Genomic DNA, 15,691 nt, shown 5'->3' on the forward strand with positions numbered 1-15,691 from the left:
CCGAGTTTATAGCACATGTGCTCAAATAATTGCTACCATACGAGTCCCTAAAATGGAGTTAAGTAACCTAATGAACTTACGTTTGTCTTTAATTACCGCAGCACTTTTACCGCTGCTTGGTGCACCACTTGCAGCTAACGCTGACGATAGCAACCTAGAAAGAATTGTTGTAACTGGCGATTTTCAACGCGAAAGCATTCAAACCTTAAGCGCAAGCGCAAGCTTATTCAGCGAAGAAGAAATTAATCTACGTGGTGCAAGTTACTTAGACGAAATATTAGGCAGTACCGCCAATGTAAACTTTACTTCTGGCGCGTCGCGCGGACGCTATATCCAAATCCGTGGCGTGGGGCTTCGCTCACAATTTGTAGACCCGATTAATCCATCAGTTGGTTTAGTTATTGATGGTATTAACTATTCTGGCCTTGGTGGCAGCTCATTATTATTTGATATAGACCAAGTAGAAATTTATCGCGGCCCACAAGGCACTCGCTTTGGCGCAGACGGTATGGCCGGCATGATCCAAATGGGTTCAGCTAAAGCCACAAGCGATCCAAGTTTAAAATTACAAGTAGGTGCTGGCACCTACAATACACGTGAAGCAGGCATTGCAGCAAGCACAGGCTTAACAGATGACTCTAGCGCACGCGTTAGCTACTTTCGCAGAAAGTCAGACGGTTACGTAGATAACCTGTACTTAAATGACGAAACACAAAATCAAGACGAGCAAGTAGCGCGTTTTAAATTAAACAGCCAGCTTACAAAGCATTTAAATACTGAGTTAAACCTTCACTATATTGACATAAACAATGGTTACGATGCGTTTACGCTTGATAACAGCCGCAATAGTGTTGCCGATGAACCAGGCCAAGATAATCAACAAAGCTACGCTATAGGCGTTAATAATACTTACACGGGTTTTGACGCTTTTGATGTAAATCTAAACCTATCGGCTATTGATACCGAGTTACTTTACAGCTTTGACGAAGACTGGGGTTGTAACGATACAAGTGAACCACAGTTATGTGCTGCTGGTTTACATCCTGATGGATACAGCTCAACAGATCTTTACAGCCGCGATCGCGACGATCAGTCTGTAGATTTACAGTTTAATTCTAAAACAGGTAACTGGGTTGCGGGTATTTATTACCAAAACCGTGATGTTGATTTAGAGCGCCAATACACATGGTTAGCAAGCCCATTTACATCAACATACGAAACGAGTAACGTTGCAGTATATGGTCAAGTAGCGACTCCAATTGGTCCTAAAACAACACTCATTACAGGTTTACGTGTAGAGCAATACCAAGGTGACTACACCGATAGCAATGGCTTTATACAAGACACTGACGATGTAATGGTTGGCGGTAAAATTGCGCTAGAGTATCAAGTAATTGACCGCACTATGATCTACACCAGCATAACCCGTGGCTACAAAGCCGGCGGTATTAACTCAGAAGCCCTAGCGAAAGCAAAAGATGAAGGCTTAAACCTAAGCGCTGATTTTTTCCAACAGCACACCAGTTTCGACCCTGAATATTTATGGAGCGGCGAATTTGGTGTTAAAGGTTCATCACTTGATGACAAATTTACACTTCGCTTAGCTGCATTTTACATGCACCGCGACGATATTCAGTTAAAAGCATGGCAAGTAGAAGGTCAGCAATTTACCGGTTATGTTGATAACGCAAGTTCTGGTAGCAACTACGGACTTGAAGTTGAAGGTAGTTACCAACTAACTGATAATCTGTTTTTAACAGGTAGCGCTGGTTACTTAAACACTGAAATAGACGACTTTGTAACACAATCAGGCTTAAATCAAGACGGTCGTGAACAGGCACAGTCACCTAAATACCAATATGCGTTTACTGCTCGTTATAACTTTACTAATGAGCTTTACGGTATGGTTGGTATTGAAGGTAAGGATGATTATTACTTCTCTGATAGCCACAACTCACAAGCACCAAGCAGCAACTTAGTTAATTTAAGCTTTGGCTATGAAGCAGACATGTGGGCAGTACGCGCATGGGCTCGTAATGTATTTGACGAAACAGTCCCTACACGTGGTTTTGAGTTTGGTAACGATCCACAAGATGGTTACACAACGCATACATACACACAAATAGGTGAACCTCGCGTAGCCGGTGTTACGTTTACACTTAATCTGTAAAGCATAGCCGTTGGCTTTCAAATGAAAGCTACAGCAAGCAATAAAAACACCGCGTTTAAATTAAACGCGGTGTTTTTATTTGTAGGTGAGGTTTTATACCTCGCTTTTTATAAAGTTAAATTACAAGAGCGCGAAATAAATTCGCACCTACAGGTCAATCATCACGCTCTTTGCATATCAAATAAGTAATAATAAAATGTGTTGTAGACGTAGAGCTTGCTCACGTGAGAAGCGAAGCTTCTTATTACTTTAAACTAACCAAATAAAAAGACCTTAAAGCTTCGCTTTAACGCGCCAGCAAGCTGTGCGCCTACAAGTCCAGCATTACGCTCTTTGCACATCAAACGCGATTACGTCTTTAATTTTTTCTTTATTTGTTGCGAGCATTACCAATCTATCAATCCCCAAAGCCACCCCTGCGCACTGTGGTAATCCATGCTCCAGCGCTTTAATTAAACGCGTATCCATTGGTACTTGTTTTAAACCGTTTACAGCGCGGTATGCGTTATCTTCATTAAAACGTTTAGCTTGCTCACTAGCATTTGTGAGTTCGTTAAAGCCGTTAGCCAATTCCATATTTTTATAATAAAGCTCAAAGCGCCCTGCTACACGTGTATCGTGTTCACAAATTTGTGCCAGTGCCGCTTGAGAAGCTGGAAAGTGATACACAAAACATGGCTTATCTTGCCCTATTGTGGGCTCTACTTTCATACAAAATAATAATTGCAGTAAGGTATCTTTATGCGTTTCATTTTGAGCTATATCAGCAAATCCATGCTCACACGCTAGTTGCTTTAATTGCTCTATGTTCGCTGTTAACGGATCGAGCCCAAGTGCTTGTTCAAACGCTTGCTGATAAGTAAGCCTTGTTGCCGGCTCAACATCTAAAACAAGCCGCATTAGTTCATCCATTTCATCCATAAGTGCAAATTCATCAAAGCCTGGGCGATACCATTCAAGCATTGTAAATTCGGGATTGTGATGGCTACCCGCTTCTTCATTTCTAAATGCTTTACAAAGCTGAAAAATAGCGCCTGAGCCTGCCGCTAACAAGCGTTTCATAGCAAACTCTGGAGATGTTTGTAAAAATAGAGGAAGCCCACCTGCGTGCCCTGGGCCTACAAATTTAGTATTAAAACTGGCTAAGTGTACATCGGTTACACTGGCACTACTCAAACTTGGTGTTTCGACTTCCATTACATCACGCGTATAAAAAAACTCACGAATGCTACGTAATATCGCTGCACGTTGTTTTAGTGTTTCAATGCTTGCGCTTGGGGCCCAAAGATCTGCTGACATATTTTCTCCAAAAAAATCCCAGCTTAAGCTGGGATTTTATAAACAATGTTAAAGCTTACTTAACACGGCTTACGTATTCACCGTTACGAGTGTCTACTTTAATTACTTCGCCAATTTGTACGAATAATGGAACTCGTACTACAGCGCCTGTACTAAGCGTTGCTGGTTTACCACCAGTGCCCGCTGTATCGCCCTTAAGGCCAGGATCTGTTTCAGTGATCTCAAGCTCAACAAAGTTAGGTGGTGTAACAGCAATAGGGCTGCCGTTCCATAATGTGATTGTACATAAATCATTTTCAACTAACCATTTAACAGCATCGCCTAGTGCTTTTTCGTCAGCGGCAATTTGCTCAAATGTTTCGTTGTTCATGAAATGCCAAAATTCGCCGTCTGTGTATAGATACGCTAAATCTGTATCCATTACATCAGCACCTTCAACTGATTCACCCGATTTAAAGGTTTTTTCAAGCACCTTACCAGAGATAAGTTTACGGATACGAACACGGTTGAACGCCTGGCCTTTACCAGGTTTTACCATTTCATTTTCTAAGATACTGCAAGGCTCGCCGTCCATCATAATTTTTAGGCCGCCCTTGAACTCGTTGGTGCTATAATTCGCCATCGTTTCCTCTATTTATATTTTTTCGAGTAATCTACATGCCAATGATACAAAGAAATGAAGCAAATTTGCATAAAAACTGGCAAAAAGAATTAGCAAATGTAGTTACCTGCCCAAAAACTTTGCTTGAAATGGTCGGTTTATCGAGCCAAGTCCATGAAAACGACCTAAAAGCCCGCAGTTTATTTGCGGTACGCGTGCCTATCCCTTTTATAAAAAAATACGCAAAGGCGATCCAAACGATCCTCTTTTGCTACAAGTAATGCCACGCCATCAAGAATTTTTAACTAAGTCGGGTTTTAATAAAGATCCCCTACTTGAGCAAGACAACGACCAACCCGGCCTTTTACATAAGTATAAATCGCGTGTTTTAGTAATGTTTAAAACCGGTTGTGCAGTCAATTGTCGTTATTGCTTTAGAAGGCATTTTCCGTATCAAGAAAACCAACTTAATAAAAAAAGTCTGCTTGAAACACTAAGCTACATAAAATCAGATGCTGATATAAACGAAGTGATTTTAAGTGGTGGCGATCCGCTCATGGCCAAAGACGATGCCATAAGTTGGTTTTTAGATGAGCTTGAGCAATTACCACAAATTAAACGAATGCGAATTCATAGCCGCTTGCCAGTAGTTATACCGGCGCGAGTTACCAATGAGTTATGTGAGCGATTAGCAAAATCGCCATTAAAAATTATTTTTATTAATCACATAAACCACGCCAACGAAATAGATTCCGATTTTAAAGCTGCCATGCAAAAGCTTAAACAAGCAAACGTAACGCTTTTAAACCAAGCTGTAATTTTAAAAGATGTGAACGATACGCTCGATGCGCAAATAAATTTAAGCGAAGCGTTATTTGACGCAGACGTATTACCGTATTATTTGTATTTGCTAGATAAAGTTGAAGGGGCCAGCCACTTTGATATTAACGAAGAAGACGCAATAAAAATAATGGCAGAGCTATTAAAAGCTCTGCCTGGATTTTTAGTGCCTAAGTTAGTTAGAGAAATAGGTGGTCAAAAAAGCAAAACACCTATCGATCTTAAGCTAATTTAAACGTATATATTTACGTTGTTACCCAATGATGCAGTTACCGACTTAGCCGGTGTTTGTGCACTTGACGATTGTGCAGCACCTTCAATAAGTGCAAGTGCTGCTGCGCCATCTGCTAGTTGCTGCTTTTTAGATAAAGCAGCGCTATAAAGCTCACTGCCTTGGCCTGAGCCGGAAACAGCGGGTAAACTTGTGCCTGATATATTCATATAACAAACCTGACTTTTAAATGTAATCCAAGTATTATGTCGGCCATGCAGTACAAAGCTTTAGGAAAACCATGGATTCAATTATTGAACAACTCAATACTAATTTAAAAATTGTTTATCGTCAGGCGCTTGATGCCGACAAAAAACTCGATGAATTACAGCAACAGGGCCATGGCAAATTTAAAGCCTTATTTGCACAAGATGCTGGATTTAGCTTTGAAGCTAAACGTTTTAAGCCTTACGTACTCGACGTAGCCGCTGACGTTGAAAGCTTATCTAACGATGGTTTTGATGAAGAAAAACTTAAAACTACCGTTATTAAGTTACAACAAATACTCACGTTGTTAGCTACTTTTAAGTAAAGCTTAAAAATAAAAATGCCGCTATTTAGCGGCATTTTTATTTTCAGTTAATCTAAACTTGGTAATATTTGTTCACCAAACCACTGCGTTAATAAGCGTTTTTCGTAATAAAATGATTCTTCGCGGCCCATTTTAATTTTATCCATAAAGCCCATATCTTTAAGCTCTACATCACTGCCTTTATTAAGTACGTTGCCATCTTTATCTGTTAACGAATAATTGAGCTTAATGCGCGGAAAATAGATTGGTTTTACTACACGTATTTCATCCATACCGCCGTATCGCACATCACCGGCTAAATCTAAATCAGTGAACTCTACGTTTAATTTATAACCTTTTGGTAGCTGCTCAGCAAGCTTAGCCATATGTTTTTCAAAGCTACTTGCAATGTGTTTATGATACGACCCTCTGGCTTGATTCAACGCTCGTACATCACGATAATCGTTAAAGTCATGCCATTTAACAATAGACTCCCCAGCATGAGCAAATACAGGGAGTGCTATACACATTGTCATTGCTATTTTCTTAACTGAATTCATATCGTTCTCCAAAAAGGTGTACCAATTACAATAGAGTGAATTGCAATAAGCCCAGTATTCATACCTAAATTACCAATGGCATATTAACAGTCATTCATTAACTATAACTTAACCATACCTTTTAAATTTTTGACAGTATTTTGTCGCTTGCGGCTTCAATTAAATCAAGCACATTTTCAAAGCCATCATCACCGCCGTAATAAGGATCGGGAATCGCACTAACGCTCTGTTCACCAAACTCTAAAAACAACGCTAATTTGTACTGTAAATGCGCAGGGCACTGGGCTTTTAAATCAGCTAAATTTTGTGTATCGGCCGCTAAAATTAAATCAAATTCAGTAAAGTCACTTGTGCGTACTTTACGCGAATAAATACCTTTAAAACTATAACCACGTTTTTCGCCTGCAGCCATTGAGCGGCTATCAGGCGTTTTACCTTCGTGATAACCAATAGTGCCAGCCGAATCAACTTTAACATCAACACCTAGCTTTTTAGCGCGGGCTTTTAATACCGCCTCTGCGGTTGGCGAGCGGCAAATATTACCTAAACAAACAACTAATATTTTTTTCATTAGACACTCCTTTAAACATTAAAAACTAAAACTGTTTTAAAATGCTCGCATCATACTCATCAGCATTTAGCGTTACGTTATGTTGCGCTGCAACAGATTCAAGCTCAGCTTGTTTAATGGCTAAATCGTCCATGGTGATTAGATTATCGTCTAGCTGCCACAATAACCGAGAGCCCGCGTAGCTATAATGAATCGCTAATAACGCATCGGCATTGCCTTCACGGCCAGCGGCTTTTAACTTAGCCATTTTACGGGTTATTTTATTAAGTGCTTTTTTAAGTTCCCACACATAAACAACTTCAGTCATAAAGCTATGTGTACGGTATTTATGAAGTAACCACGCAAGCCCAACGCTTGTAATAGCAACACCTATTAAGTTCCAATGAAAGTGGCTACCACTTTCATCAGGAAATAAAGCAATCAGCGTTTGCGATATAGCCAAGCTGCCTACAGCCAAACCAATACCACATCCTGCAATAACACGGTTTAAATGTTTACGATAACGCGCTTTATTTATTTCAATGAGTTGCATAACAGCCTAAAAAGTTAAGTTTTAATATTTGCGAATAGCTATTGTAACTAAACCCCACATTTTTTATAAAATTATTTCACCCCTTTTTGATTTGCCATCCGTTATAGCTTTGAAAATACCCTAATGCATTAATTTGGAGCGGCTTATGCACACACTTGAAGTACCTAACAACCCAGTATTTATTAAAACATCGACCGCCGTTATTGGCGGCGCCGCAATGACCTTTGCAGCTTTTGCGTTTATGCAATATTTAATAAGTGGCGAGCAACGCGCACCGGTTAAACCAGGGGGCGATATTATAGTAGAGATTTTTCAGGCACCTGAGGATTCAAAAGTCAGGCATATACAAAAAATACAGCCGCCACCGCCAATGCCTAAAGTGCCGCCAAAAGCACCACCGCTTGATACATCAGCCGATCCTGTGTTGGCAATTAGCGACTTTACGCCAGTTACAATTGATGATTTTGGTGACGACATTAACAACACCATTAATCGCCCTACAGGGGATGCAACACCCATAGTGCGCATAAACCCTAAATACCCAACCACAGCCGCGCGCGATGGTATTGAAGGTTGGGTGCAACTAAGCTTTAGTATTTCGCCAACGGGGGAAGTAATCGACCCAGTAGTTATTAACGCCGAGCCAAAACGTACCTTTGACCGCGAAGCAATAAGAGCCATTAAACGCTGGAAATATCGCCCCAAAGTGATTGAAGGTGTGGCACAATTACAAACAGGTCAAACCGTACAGCTCGATTTTAAATTAGATAACTCTATTTAATGGACTAAACGCCTATGCTACTAAGTATTAAGTCATGGTTATTTGAAACGCCAAGCAAGGACTGCATGGCAAGTTATGCAAAAAGTGGCGACAATCGTTACTTAGAGCAGCTTATTGCCCTCTACAGTAACGACTTATACCACTACCTTGTTACGCAATCTAATACGCATTTAGCATACGACGTAAGCCAACAAACATGGCTAAAAGTAATCGAAAAACGCCACCTTTACCAAGCACAAACCACACCTAAAGCGTGGTTATTTAAACTTGCCCGCAACACACTCATTGACGAATACCGCAGGCAACAGCACTTTGTAGAGCTTGACGAAAACACGCATTTAGCAGCACAAAATGATAAAAGCGAAAGCGACTTAGATGGTGGTGACTTAACTAGTGGAGACTCGCATATAGGCAGCTCAAACATAAGCTATGACGCGTTTGACGCCGCGCTAAAACAACTCAGCTTTGTACAGCGTGAAGCCATAACATTACAACAAGAAGGCTTTTCGCTCACTGACATAGAACTTATAACGCAAAGCAGCCTCGAGACCATTAAAACAAGGCTGCGCTATGCCAAGCAAAACCTTAAACGTTTATTAGGAGCAAACAATGAACAAGCCTGATGAGCCGTTCGATCAAAAGCTCGCACAACATTATAAAGAGCGAAAAGCGCGCACAACACTTACAAGCGTTCAGCAAAAAGCGTTACTTAATAAAGCCACGCACACAAAGCCTAAAAAGCCCACAAGGCTTAGTTTTACGCTACAGCTAACCAGCCTTGCCTGCGCACTGGGTGTGTTCGCCTTTATTGTGTTTGATAATAACGATGGCTTTAACCACGCGCCTAAAACCGTATTTAACACCATAGACATTCACGACTATTCATTTATAAAAACACACGAAATAAATCAAGCAGGCAGCTACGCAAGCTCTATAAACGAGCAAAAACACGCGCTTGATAGTCAATTAGTTAACGATTTACGCCGTCACCAACAGCGCCATATAGAATACGGCACTCTAGTGAAGGTAGATAACGACTGGTACATAGCCAGCTGTAATGATGAAGTGCTAGTGCAAATTAAGCAGTCACTGTTGAGTGATTTAAAGGGTAAACACGCGGTAGAAAGTAATATAAATACGGGTGATATGCTGGCTATGGCACATAATGGTAAAGGGCAAATTATAGCGCTTAAACATGCAGGTGCTGGGGTTAGGCAGTGTAGGGCTTAGGTTGGTTTGGCTCAGTTAAGGTTGGTGGTAATTTAGATAAATATTACCACCGAGAACACAGAGACGCTAGGCGCTGCACAGAGATAGTTAACTATCGCCCATGTAATCTAATGGTGAGGAAAGCTCTATAAAATCACGATATTGTTCTTTAGTAATTTTGTTGTATTCATCTTTGATATAAATATAGTCAAGCCATAATAAAGTAACTTCTGGAGAAGTTTCTATTTTATGCTGTGCTAACGCCTCTTCTGCGTATTGCAGTTCCGTTAAATCATCATCACTAGAAGAAATAAAATAGAAATCATCTACATGTAAATCAAAGATTTTACAAAAGGTATTCTCAATAAATTTAGATAGTGGAATAGGATAATTTCCCTCAAAGTACTTATTATCTTTAGGAACGAAGCGGCCGTTATGGAATTGAGAGGTGTATGACTGTGGATCAATAAAATAGATTAACTCGGCTGATAAATACTCTTTTGATATATCCTTTTGTAAGAAGTCAGCTAGGCTAATATCTATGATCTTATTTTCATTACCTCGTTCTGTTCTTTTGAACCTACCATTTATCATCTCATCATAAAGTGGGTGGTCTTTTTCATAGATACAAAACAAAATAGCGAGCACAAGCACATCTACTTTTTTACCATTTGGTAAATTTACAATAATGGCAGTAATGCGTTCAGTAATTTGAATGGCTGTTCTAGGCGGCACTTGGAACGCATCTAAAACAACTGAGATATTAGCTAAAGCGGTTTCCGGTGTTTCTGTGCGGGGAGTAGCTCAATATCTTTACTTTCTAAGTACCCAGATTCAAATTTAGTTGTATCACTATGTACTGATAAAAAATCCTTTAAAACAGGTCGCTTTAAGCTATAGCGGCTATTAAAAAAACGGCCTAGGTAAATCTTAGCATCAAAGCCTTCACCATAAATTGATTTGATTGTATGTTGGAGTTGTTCTGTATCTGTTGCTACAACAAATACAATACCTTTAACATCAAAAATATGTTTAATCGTCTCTAACATTTCTACTGCATAACTTGGGCGACAACGATCTAATTCATCAATAAAAATAAATATGGGTAACGACTTACCTTCCTGCTTTTCAAACTTACTGACCCAATCAGCTAACTTAGACTTTATTACTTCAATACTCTTATTTTTAGCTTCATGATCTTTAATTAAGTTTTGTGCAAGCGCCTTTACTGCCGGTGAAAAGTCGCTGCCCGTCAGCTTATTAGAATTTTGATTTTGGTCATTTTCAATTTCTTCATCAGAAAATAGTAATGTGTGTAGTTCATCTAAATCGATACCAGATATCTTTTTAGTTAAACCTTGTGCAATAGCAGGTGCAACAGCCTTAAACATTGAAACGGCGCTTTTAGGTATTGTTATATTAAACTTAGCCTGAAGTTGAAGCTGCTTTATAATACCTGCAATTACAGTTAAAAATGGGTCGTCTGAATAGTCTTGCTGCCATGCATCAATATATACAACAGGAAAATCTACTATTAATTCTCGTGACCAACGCTTAAGAAAATAGGTTTTACCTGCCCCCCATTCAGCATTTAAGTTTAATACATAGTTTTTCTTTTGTTCATCATCAGGCCTGCTTTCGTCAAACCCCTCTTGAGCCAATAGCCTTGATAAGAAGGTGGCGTAGCGAGCACGATCTAATTTATCTGCAGGAAAATACTCTTCTAATGGAGGCTTAGTTGCTTTACTCCAATTGAATTCTTTCATTTAATTCCTTTTAAATAATACTTTTTTATATAGTGCCACATATCAATAAGTAAACGTGAGTTCTGTGCAATTTTTTAATTATTCACTCTATTTTTTTCAAGCTAACGCCCGACGCGCCAGCAAGCTATGCGCCTACAAAAAATATACATATACTTGGCTTTATAGGTGCAAACTACATTGGAGATCCGTTGGGTTACGTGCTGCTCAATCTACGTATGCTAAAAGTATCAGGCCATCATCAAATAAGCTGGCGATAGCCGTGTTTTAACACCGGTAAGTAAGTCCTCCCGATGCAATAGAAAATACGTCGCCGCTGATAGATGAGATCGCAAAAAGGGATCCATGGCAACACCTATTGGCTGCAGCTCTATACGTCACAAAATCTAAAATAAAGTTTTTAAATACTCCAAGTAAAAAACTAAACCTTAGAGCAGTGATTTGAATTGAAACTCAATACTTCTCAATTCAATACTCACTAATAATCTCGTATATAGCGATAATCAAATTCAGTACTATCTAATACTATACAATGATCATTAAAGTCGTCGCTGTTCATACTCTGTATGTCAATAATAACCGATTGCTCTTCTATATTTTTAGCAAAGCTCATTAGAAGCTGTTTGCCTCTCTTCGCATCAATTCGACAGCCAAATTCATAAATACTATAAAGCATAGCAAATTCATCACCTGCTTTTTCGGCTTGTAATAATAAAGCCTGACCTTTTTCGTTATTAAGTATTTTTCCTAAAATAAATTGTGCGCGCGGGTTTTTCTTTTCATTAGCTAGGTAACGTAATATTACTAAAGCTTGGAAGCTATCTTGCGGGTAGGCTCCTTTATAATATCCTCGCTCATCGAAGTGTCTTCCTGACTGATACGCATAAGCATATGTTAATGCTTTTTTGGTGCTCATAGAGGCGAGGTTTTCATTACTTGTTTCAATATGCTTACTGCGAAATTCAGCGGCACGCTGCTGATGTTGTTGTACCTCAATATCAATATGCTGCTGTTGCTGAAAAATAACGATACCTATTGCCGTAATAAAACCTGCAACAAGCGTTAAAACACTAACGACAGGAAGTACAATGAACCATCTATTTTTTAGCTTTTTTTGTTTTTGATAATCGGCAGATTCAAATAATTTATCAAATTCTTTATGGTCGTGCATTGATACATTAATGCGTGATATGTAGGCAGCTCCCCATGCGCCAAAAATATAAACCCCAACTAAAATAACCGCTAAAACGCCACCAACAAGAATAATCTGCAAATCCCACGCTACAAATACAATACAAGCATGAGCAATTAAACCTATTAGCGAAAATAAACGCTCGTATCCTCGACCATGAAACCGTACCGCTGCACCAACTAATGCACCACTAATGAGTAACATCACAGGACCTGCAGCTGGTTTTAACTCAAACAGAAATGCCCATAGAACTAAAATAGGAACACTCCAGAATGCAGCACCTAAAGCAGCTGAAAGTGCATTTTGTTTTGATATTTTTTGAAGTGCACTCTGTTTAGAATCTAGATCCATTTTAATTATTAGCCTTATTATTTTTTAATTAATCATAATACAACTCGATATCAGTTTCAGCATTACTTGCTTACTGCATGAATTAAAAGAGTAAATAATTGTTAAAAATAATTTTTAAGCTCACAATAACAAAAATACACTTTTTATTAGTTTGCTTGTGACTTAAAGTCCCTCAAATCAAAATGAATAGTCCTTTTTAAGAAGGCATAGGGCGAATTTTGTTTTATACAAAACTAAAACACAGATGTCATGCTTAATACTATGATTCTGAAATCAGTAGTTGATGCGTAACCTAGTGCGTAAATACTAAATCTAACTTTTCGGGCTAACGCCCGACGCGCTAGCAAGCTATGCGCCTACAAAAGATATACATATACTTAGCTTTATAGGTGCAAACCGCATTGTAGAACAGTTCGGTTTCGTGTCACTCAACCCAACCTATGTACGCTTTTTTTAAACAAAAAAACCTACGGTTAAGCAGGCTTTTAACTATGTAAAAATCGTATTTTTTAATACAAACATACTTGTTACTAAGTACGCTAAAAACGTAAGATCGTAATCAAATAGCGTTATCTGATAATTTTCGGCTTAACGCTACTCACGTCTAAATGAATCGTCATTTCTACATTTTCAGGTTCTACCGCAACATCACTTAAACCTGTTCTAGTAAAATATTCTTCAAAGTTTTGCTGATATTTAGCCGAAAACTGCGTATACGCGGTAATAAATACACTCAACTTTTTAGCTATTATTGGGTAGGTTGCGGCAAGTTCCCGCAATTTTTCAGGTTCAGCAAAGGCAAATTCGGCGTAAGTATTAAAGTCGTTCTCAACATTAGTTTTACTATATCTAGATAAAAATCCATTTTCATAATCAGGCCCTATATTTTTATTTTGCGTTAAAGCCTCATAATTCGAGGATACAGGCTCCCACTCTTTTGGCAGCAAAGCTTGCCATGCAAATATAACGAAAGGTGAACGTATATAGATTAATGAGCTTAATTCATGGTGAACACCTTTCAATGAGTTTTCGAAGTTAAAGTTCGTGCCATTTTGATCTGAAATATTTACTAATATTATCGAGTTGCTTGAGTATGTCCCACCCGCTTCAGCTCCCTCCATAAGCATAGGACCAGAGAGATAAATAGCATCAATCACTTTGGAAACAAAGCCTAAGGGGTACACCTCCAGCGCAGTTTCAATACCATCAAGTGAGTCTGAAGAATCTTCTAAAGAAGTACTTTTCATTTCAAGCGTGGGGGTTGCCATTAATTCCCGCAAATTGTTCAGGAAAGAATAAACGGGTATCACCAGCCTTAATATCGAGCTGGTATGTTTTTGCTAACCTATTAGCTTGTTCTGTTTCGCTTTCTTGGTAAGAGCATGCGTTCAAAAACAATAAAAAACTAAAAAAGACAAAAGCTTTATTTTTCATTTAAACAATCCTTGTTTTGTGCCCTAAAAAGCCTGCATATTTGCAGGCTTTCAAGGCATTTTATAAATAATTAAAACTCAGTATTTACAACACACTTTTATAACACAAGTATGCTTGTTACTAAGTACGCTATAAACGTGAGTGCGCCGCCAAATAAGGCGTACGGTAGCTGCGTTTTAACGTGGGTGAGTAAGTCACACCCTGATGCAATAGCCGATACAGCGCTGGTGTCGGATATAGGCGAGCAATGATCGCCAAATATACCACCACCCAAAATAGCACCTACAACAAGCGATGGCGGTAAACCAAGCGCTTGAATAAGTGGCACACCAATTGGGATTAATATAGCAAACGTGCCCCACGATGTACCCGTAGTAAACGACATTACCGCGCCGGTTAAAAAAAGCACAGGTACGATTAAATAAATAGGTAGGTAGTCGCCAACAAGCGATGCTACAAATACGCCAGTACCCAATTCTTTTAGGCTTGCGCCAAGTGTAAGCGAAAGCAGTACAATGGCGACCAGTGGCATTAATTCGCCCATACCTTTAAAACCGGTATCAACTAATTGATGATGCGTAAATTTACGTGAGCCAATCATTAAAAAGTAAGCGACAACAATGGCTAAAACCGTTGCATATAATACTGATTTAGAACCGCTGCCCTCGGCTAGTACACCATTACCGGTGTAATACATAAAGCCAACCATGCTGGTAATAAGCGTAATAAGCGGGATTAACATGTAACGCGCTTTAGAGCCTTTTACTTCTTCTTTTAAGTCAGTTGTTTGAAGCTCTAGTTTTTGTTCGGCTTCTTTCATTGGGCCGTGCACTTTATCGAACGCGATAGTGTAAAAAACAATGGCAAGGGTAATTATGGCGTAAAAGTTATACCCTACGCTGCCCCATAACACTGATACAGCCGACTCACCTAGCTCATAGTTACCTAACAAACCAAGTACAAATGCGCCCCAGCCGTTAAGTAGTATTAAAATACACACTGGCGCACTGGTGCTGTCAATAATGTACGCTAGACGCGCTCGGCTCATTTTAAATTTGTCGAATAAGCCACGCGATAAAATACCCGAGGTAAGTACGCTCAGGTTAGATTCTATAAACACCGCAATGCCGGTAAACATGGTTAAAAAGCCCACTTGGCGCTTACTTTTTGCAATACCTTTGTTCATTAGCATATTAACGGTTGCTGCAACGCCGCCAGATTCGCGAATGTAGGCAAGCAAGGCACCTATTAAAATACTAAATATTAATATGCGTGTATTACCTGGCGAACTGGCAACCGAAATAATACGTTCAATGGTATTTAAAAAAGTGTCAAACACGCTATTACCTTCGCCCTGAAAGGCGAGTAAAAACTCAGAAGAAGCAACAGCAACAAGTAGCGCCATAATCACTTCTTTGCGCCAAAACACGATAGCAATCGCAATCAGCGGCGGTAAAATAGAATACCAATGCATAAAAAGTTAACCTTAATTATTAGCGAGTAAACCTCGCTTTGTACGCGTTTTAACGCTTATTTGTTAAGCCTAACAACATAAACCGGCTTAGTTTTATAGACCGCTTAGCTTAATGGATTGGCTTACTCAAGT

General features: G+C 39.3%; 17 protein-coding genes and 1 pseudogene. 6 read left to right on the plus strand and 12 right to left on the minus strand.

Annotated features, from left to right (window positions below; translation table 11 throughout):
• Positions 1-52 precede the first annotated feature (52 nt).
• Entirely contained in the window at positions 53-2,170 is a 2,118-nt protein-coding gene (locus P4S65_RS01260; RefSeq protein ID WP_337119412.1) for a TonB-dependent receptor, read from the plus strand.
• Between the two features lie 324 nt (positions 2,171-2,494).
• Here the strand turns inward: P4S65_RS01260 and epmA are convergent, their stop codons facing one another.
• Together epmA and efp are read right to left on the minus strand one after the other, a co-directional pair.
• The gene (gene epmA, locus P4S65_RS01265; protein ID WP_337119413.1) at positions 2,495-3,469 is read right to left on the minus strand and encodes an elongation factor P--(R)-beta-lysine ligase; all 975 of its coding nucleotides are present in this window, start codon (positions 3,467-3,469) and stop codon (positions 2,495-2,497) included.
• 55 nt (positions 3,470-3,524) lie between these two features.
• Positions 3,525-4,091: an elongation factor P gene (gene efp / locus P4S65_RS01270; RefSeq protein WP_024596699.1), complete on the minus strand. Its 567-nt coding sequence runs from the start codon at positions 4,089-4,091 to the stop codon at positions 3,525-3,527.
• 41 nt (positions 4,092-4,132) lie between these two features.
• Here efp and epmB point away from each other — a divergent pair.
• Positions 4,133-5,145 (plus strand): annotated as a pseudogene (gene epmB, locus P4S65_RS01275) (EF-P beta-lysylation protein EpmB).
• Here the strand turns inward: epmB and P4S65_RS01280 are convergent.
• The gene (locus tag P4S65_RS01280) at positions 5,142-5,351 is read right to left on the minus strand and encodes a hypothetical protein (protein ID WP_002960797.1); all 210 of its coding nucleotides are present in this window, start codon (positions 5,349-5,351) and stop codon (positions 5,142-5,144) included. The pseudogene epmB and the gene P4S65_RS01280 sit on opposite strands and share 4 nt — an antisense overlap.
• 71 nt (positions 5,352-5,422) lie before the next feature.
• On the opposite strand from P4S65_RS01280, the gene P4S65_RS01285 reads away from it, so the two are divergent.
• Entirely contained in the window at positions 5,423-5,713 is a 291-nt protein-coding gene (locus tag P4S65_RS01285) for a hypothetical protein (protein ID WP_002960798.1), read from the plus strand.
• A 47-nt stretch (positions 5,714-5,760) separates the two neighbouring features.
• On the opposite strand, the gene P4S65_RS01290 is transcribed toward P4S65_RS01285, so the two are convergent.
• From P4S65_RS01290 to P4S65_RS01300, 3 genes are all read right to left on the minus strand, one after another.
• Complete coding sequence (locus tag P4S65_RS01290) at positions 5,761-6,252, minus strand: DUF3016 domain-containing protein (RefSeq protein WP_337119414.1); 492 nt, start codon at positions 6,250-6,252, stop codon at positions 5,761-5,763.
• A gap of 121 nt (positions 6,253-6,373) precedes the next feature.
• Positions 6,374-6,823 (minus strand): low molecular weight protein-tyrosine-phosphatase, encoded by a 450-nt coding sequence (locus P4S65_RS01295; protein WP_008137282.1) that lies wholly within the window; start codon positions 6,821-6,823, stop codon positions 6,374-6,376.
• A 25-nt stretch (positions 6,824-6,848) separates the two neighbouring features.
• Positions 6,849-7,355, minus strand: a complete 507-nt coding sequence (locus P4S65_RS01300) for a DUF3087 domain-containing protein (RefSeq protein ID WP_007378817.1) — start codon at positions 7,353-7,355, stop codon at positions 6,849-6,851.
• A gap of 145 nt (positions 7,356-7,500) precedes the next feature.
• On the opposite strand from P4S65_RS01300, the gene P4S65_RS01305 reads away from it, so the two are divergent.
• Genes P4S65_RS01305 through P4S65_RS01315 form a run of 3 tightly spaced genes read left to right on the plus strand, consistent with a single transcriptional unit; the run spans position 7,501 to position 9,366 of the window.
• The gene (locus tag P4S65_RS01305) at positions 7,501-8,136 is read left to right on the plus strand and encodes an energy transducer TonB (RefSeq protein WP_306724184.1); all 636 of its coding nucleotides are present in this window, start codon (positions 7,501-7,503) and stop codon (positions 8,134-8,136) included.
• Positions 8,137-8,150: 14 nt separating this feature from the next.
• On the plus strand, positions 8,151-8,759 hold the full coding sequence (locus P4S65_RS01310; RefSeq protein WP_337119415.1) for a sigma-70 family RNA polymerase sigma factor: 609 nt from the start codon (positions 8,151-8,153) through the stop codon (positions 8,757-8,759).
• Positions 8,746-9,366, plus strand: a complete 621-nt coding sequence (locus tag P4S65_RS01315; protein WP_337119416.1) for a hypothetical protein — start codon at positions 8,746-8,748, stop codon at positions 9,364-9,366. Before P4S65_RS01310 ends, P4S65_RS01315 begins: the two co-directional genes overlap by 14 nt.
• Before the next feature lie 87 nt (positions 9,367-9,453).
• On the opposite strand, the gene P4S65_RS01320 is transcribed toward P4S65_RS01315, so the two are convergent.
• The 6 genes from P4S65_RS01320 to P4S65_RS01345 all read right to left on the minus strand — a co-directional run bounded on the left by P4S65_RS01320 (position 9,454) and on the right by P4S65_RS01345 (position 15,559).
• Positions 9,454-10,080 carry a hypothetical protein gene (locus tag P4S65_RS01320; protein ID WP_337119417.1) on the minus strand — a complete coding sequence of 209 codons (627 nt, stop codon included), beginning with the start codon at positions 10,078-10,080 and terminating at the stop codon, positions 9,454-9,456.
• A gap of 32 nt (positions 10,081-10,112) precedes the next feature.
• Positions 10,113-11,111 (minus strand): KAP family P-loop NTPase fold protein, encoded by a 999-nt coding sequence (locus tag P4S65_RS01325; protein WP_337119418.1) that lies wholly within the window; start codon positions 11,109-11,111, stop codon positions 10,113-10,115.
• Between the two features lie 475 nt (positions 11,112-11,586).
• Entirely contained in the window at positions 11,587-12,651 is a 1,065-nt protein-coding gene (locus P4S65_RS01330; RefSeq protein WP_232525482.1) for a hypothetical protein, read from the minus strand.
• Between the two features lie 569 nt (positions 12,652-13,220).
• Positions 13,221-13,898, minus strand: coding sequence for a hypothetical protein (locus P4S65_RS01335; RefSeq protein WP_337119419.1), 678 nt, complete (start codon positions 13,896-13,898; stop codon positions 13,221-13,223).
• A 1-nt stretch (position 13,899) separates the two neighbouring features.
• Positions 13,900-14,085, minus strand: coding sequence for a hypothetical protein (locus P4S65_RS01340; protein ID WP_337119420.1), 186 nt, complete (start codon positions 14,083-14,085; stop codon positions 13,900-13,902).
• A gap of 97 nt (positions 14,086-14,182) precedes the next feature.
• Entirely contained in the window at positions 14,183-15,559 is a 1,377-nt protein-coding gene (locus P4S65_RS01345; RefSeq protein WP_337119421.1) for a Na+/H+ antiporter NhaC family protein, read from the minus strand.
• Positions 15,560-15,691 lie beyond the last annotated feature (132 nt).

Origin of the sequence: Pseudoalteromonas sp. B131b, from assembly GCF_037162545.1 — a bacterium.
Lineage (GTDB): Bacteria > Pseudomonadota > Gammaproteobacteria > Enterobacterales > Alteromonadaceae > Pseudoalteromonas > Pseudoalteromonas fuliginea.

Bases quoted from the DNA above. Each gene is read 5' to 3' on its own strand.
- P4S65_RS01310 (WP_337119415.1), top strand. From the start codon at position 8,151: ATGCTACTAAGTATTAAGTCATGGTTATTTGAAACGCCAAGCAAGGAC.
- P4S65_RS01290 (WP_337119414.1), bottom strand. From the start codon at position 6,252: ATGAATTCAGTTAAGAAAATAGCAATGACAATGTGTATAGCACTCCCT.
- P4S65_RS01300 (WP_007378817.1), bottom strand. From the start codon at position 7,355: ATGCAACTCATTGAAATAAATAAAGCGCGTTATCGTAAACATTTAAAC.
- P4S65_RS01330 (WP_232525482.1), bottom strand. From the start codon at position 12,651: ATGGATCTAGATTCTAAACAGAGTGCACTTCAAAAAATATCAAAACAA.
- P4S65_RS01285 (WP_002960798.1), top strand. From the start codon at position 5,423: ATGGATTCAATTATTGAACAACTCAATACTAATTTAAAAATTGTTTAT.
- P4S65_RS01305 (WP_306724184.1), top strand. From the start codon at position 7,501: ATGCACACACTTGAAGTACCTAACAACCCAGTATTTATTAAAACATCG.
- P4S65_RS01280 (WP_002960797.1), bottom strand. From the start codon at position 5,351: ATGAATATATCAGGCACAAGTTTACCCGCTGTTTCCGGCTCAGGCCAA.
- P4S65_RS01345 (WP_337119421.1), bottom strand. From the start codon at position 15,559: ATGCATTGGTATTCTATTTTACCGCCGCTGATTGCGATTGCTATCGTG.
- P4S65_RS01315 (WP_337119416.1), top strand. From the start codon at position 8,746: ATGAACAAGCCTGATGAGCCGTTCGATCAAAAGCTCGCACAACATTAT.
- P4S65_RS01340 (WP_337119420.1), bottom strand. From the start codon at position 14,085: ATGAAAAATAAAGCTTTTGTCTTTTTTAGTTTTTTATTGTTTTTGAAC.
- P4S65_RS01295 (WP_008137282.1), bottom strand. From the start codon at position 6,823: ATGAAAAAAATATTAGTTGTTTGTTTAGGTAATATTTGCCGCTCGCCA.
- P4S65_RS01335 (WP_337119419.1), bottom strand. From the start codon at position 13,898: ATGAAAAGTACTTCTTTAGAAGATTCTTCAGACTCACTTGATGGTATT.
- epmA (WP_337119413.1), bottom strand. From the start codon at position 3,469: ATGTCAGCAGATCTTTGGGCCCCAAGCGCAAGCATTGAAACACTAAAA.
- P4S65_RS01260 (WP_337119412.1), top strand. From the start codon at position 53: ATGGAGTTAAGTAACCTAATGAACTTACGTTTGTCTTTAATTACCGCA.
- efp (WP_024596699.1), bottom strand. From the start codon at position 4,091: ATGGCGAATTATAGCACCAACGAGTTCAAGGGCGGCCTAAAAATTATG.
- P4S65_RS01325 (WP_337119418.1), bottom strand. From the start codon at position 11,111: ATGAAAGAATTCAATTGGAGTAAAGCAACTAAGCCTCCATTAGAAGAG.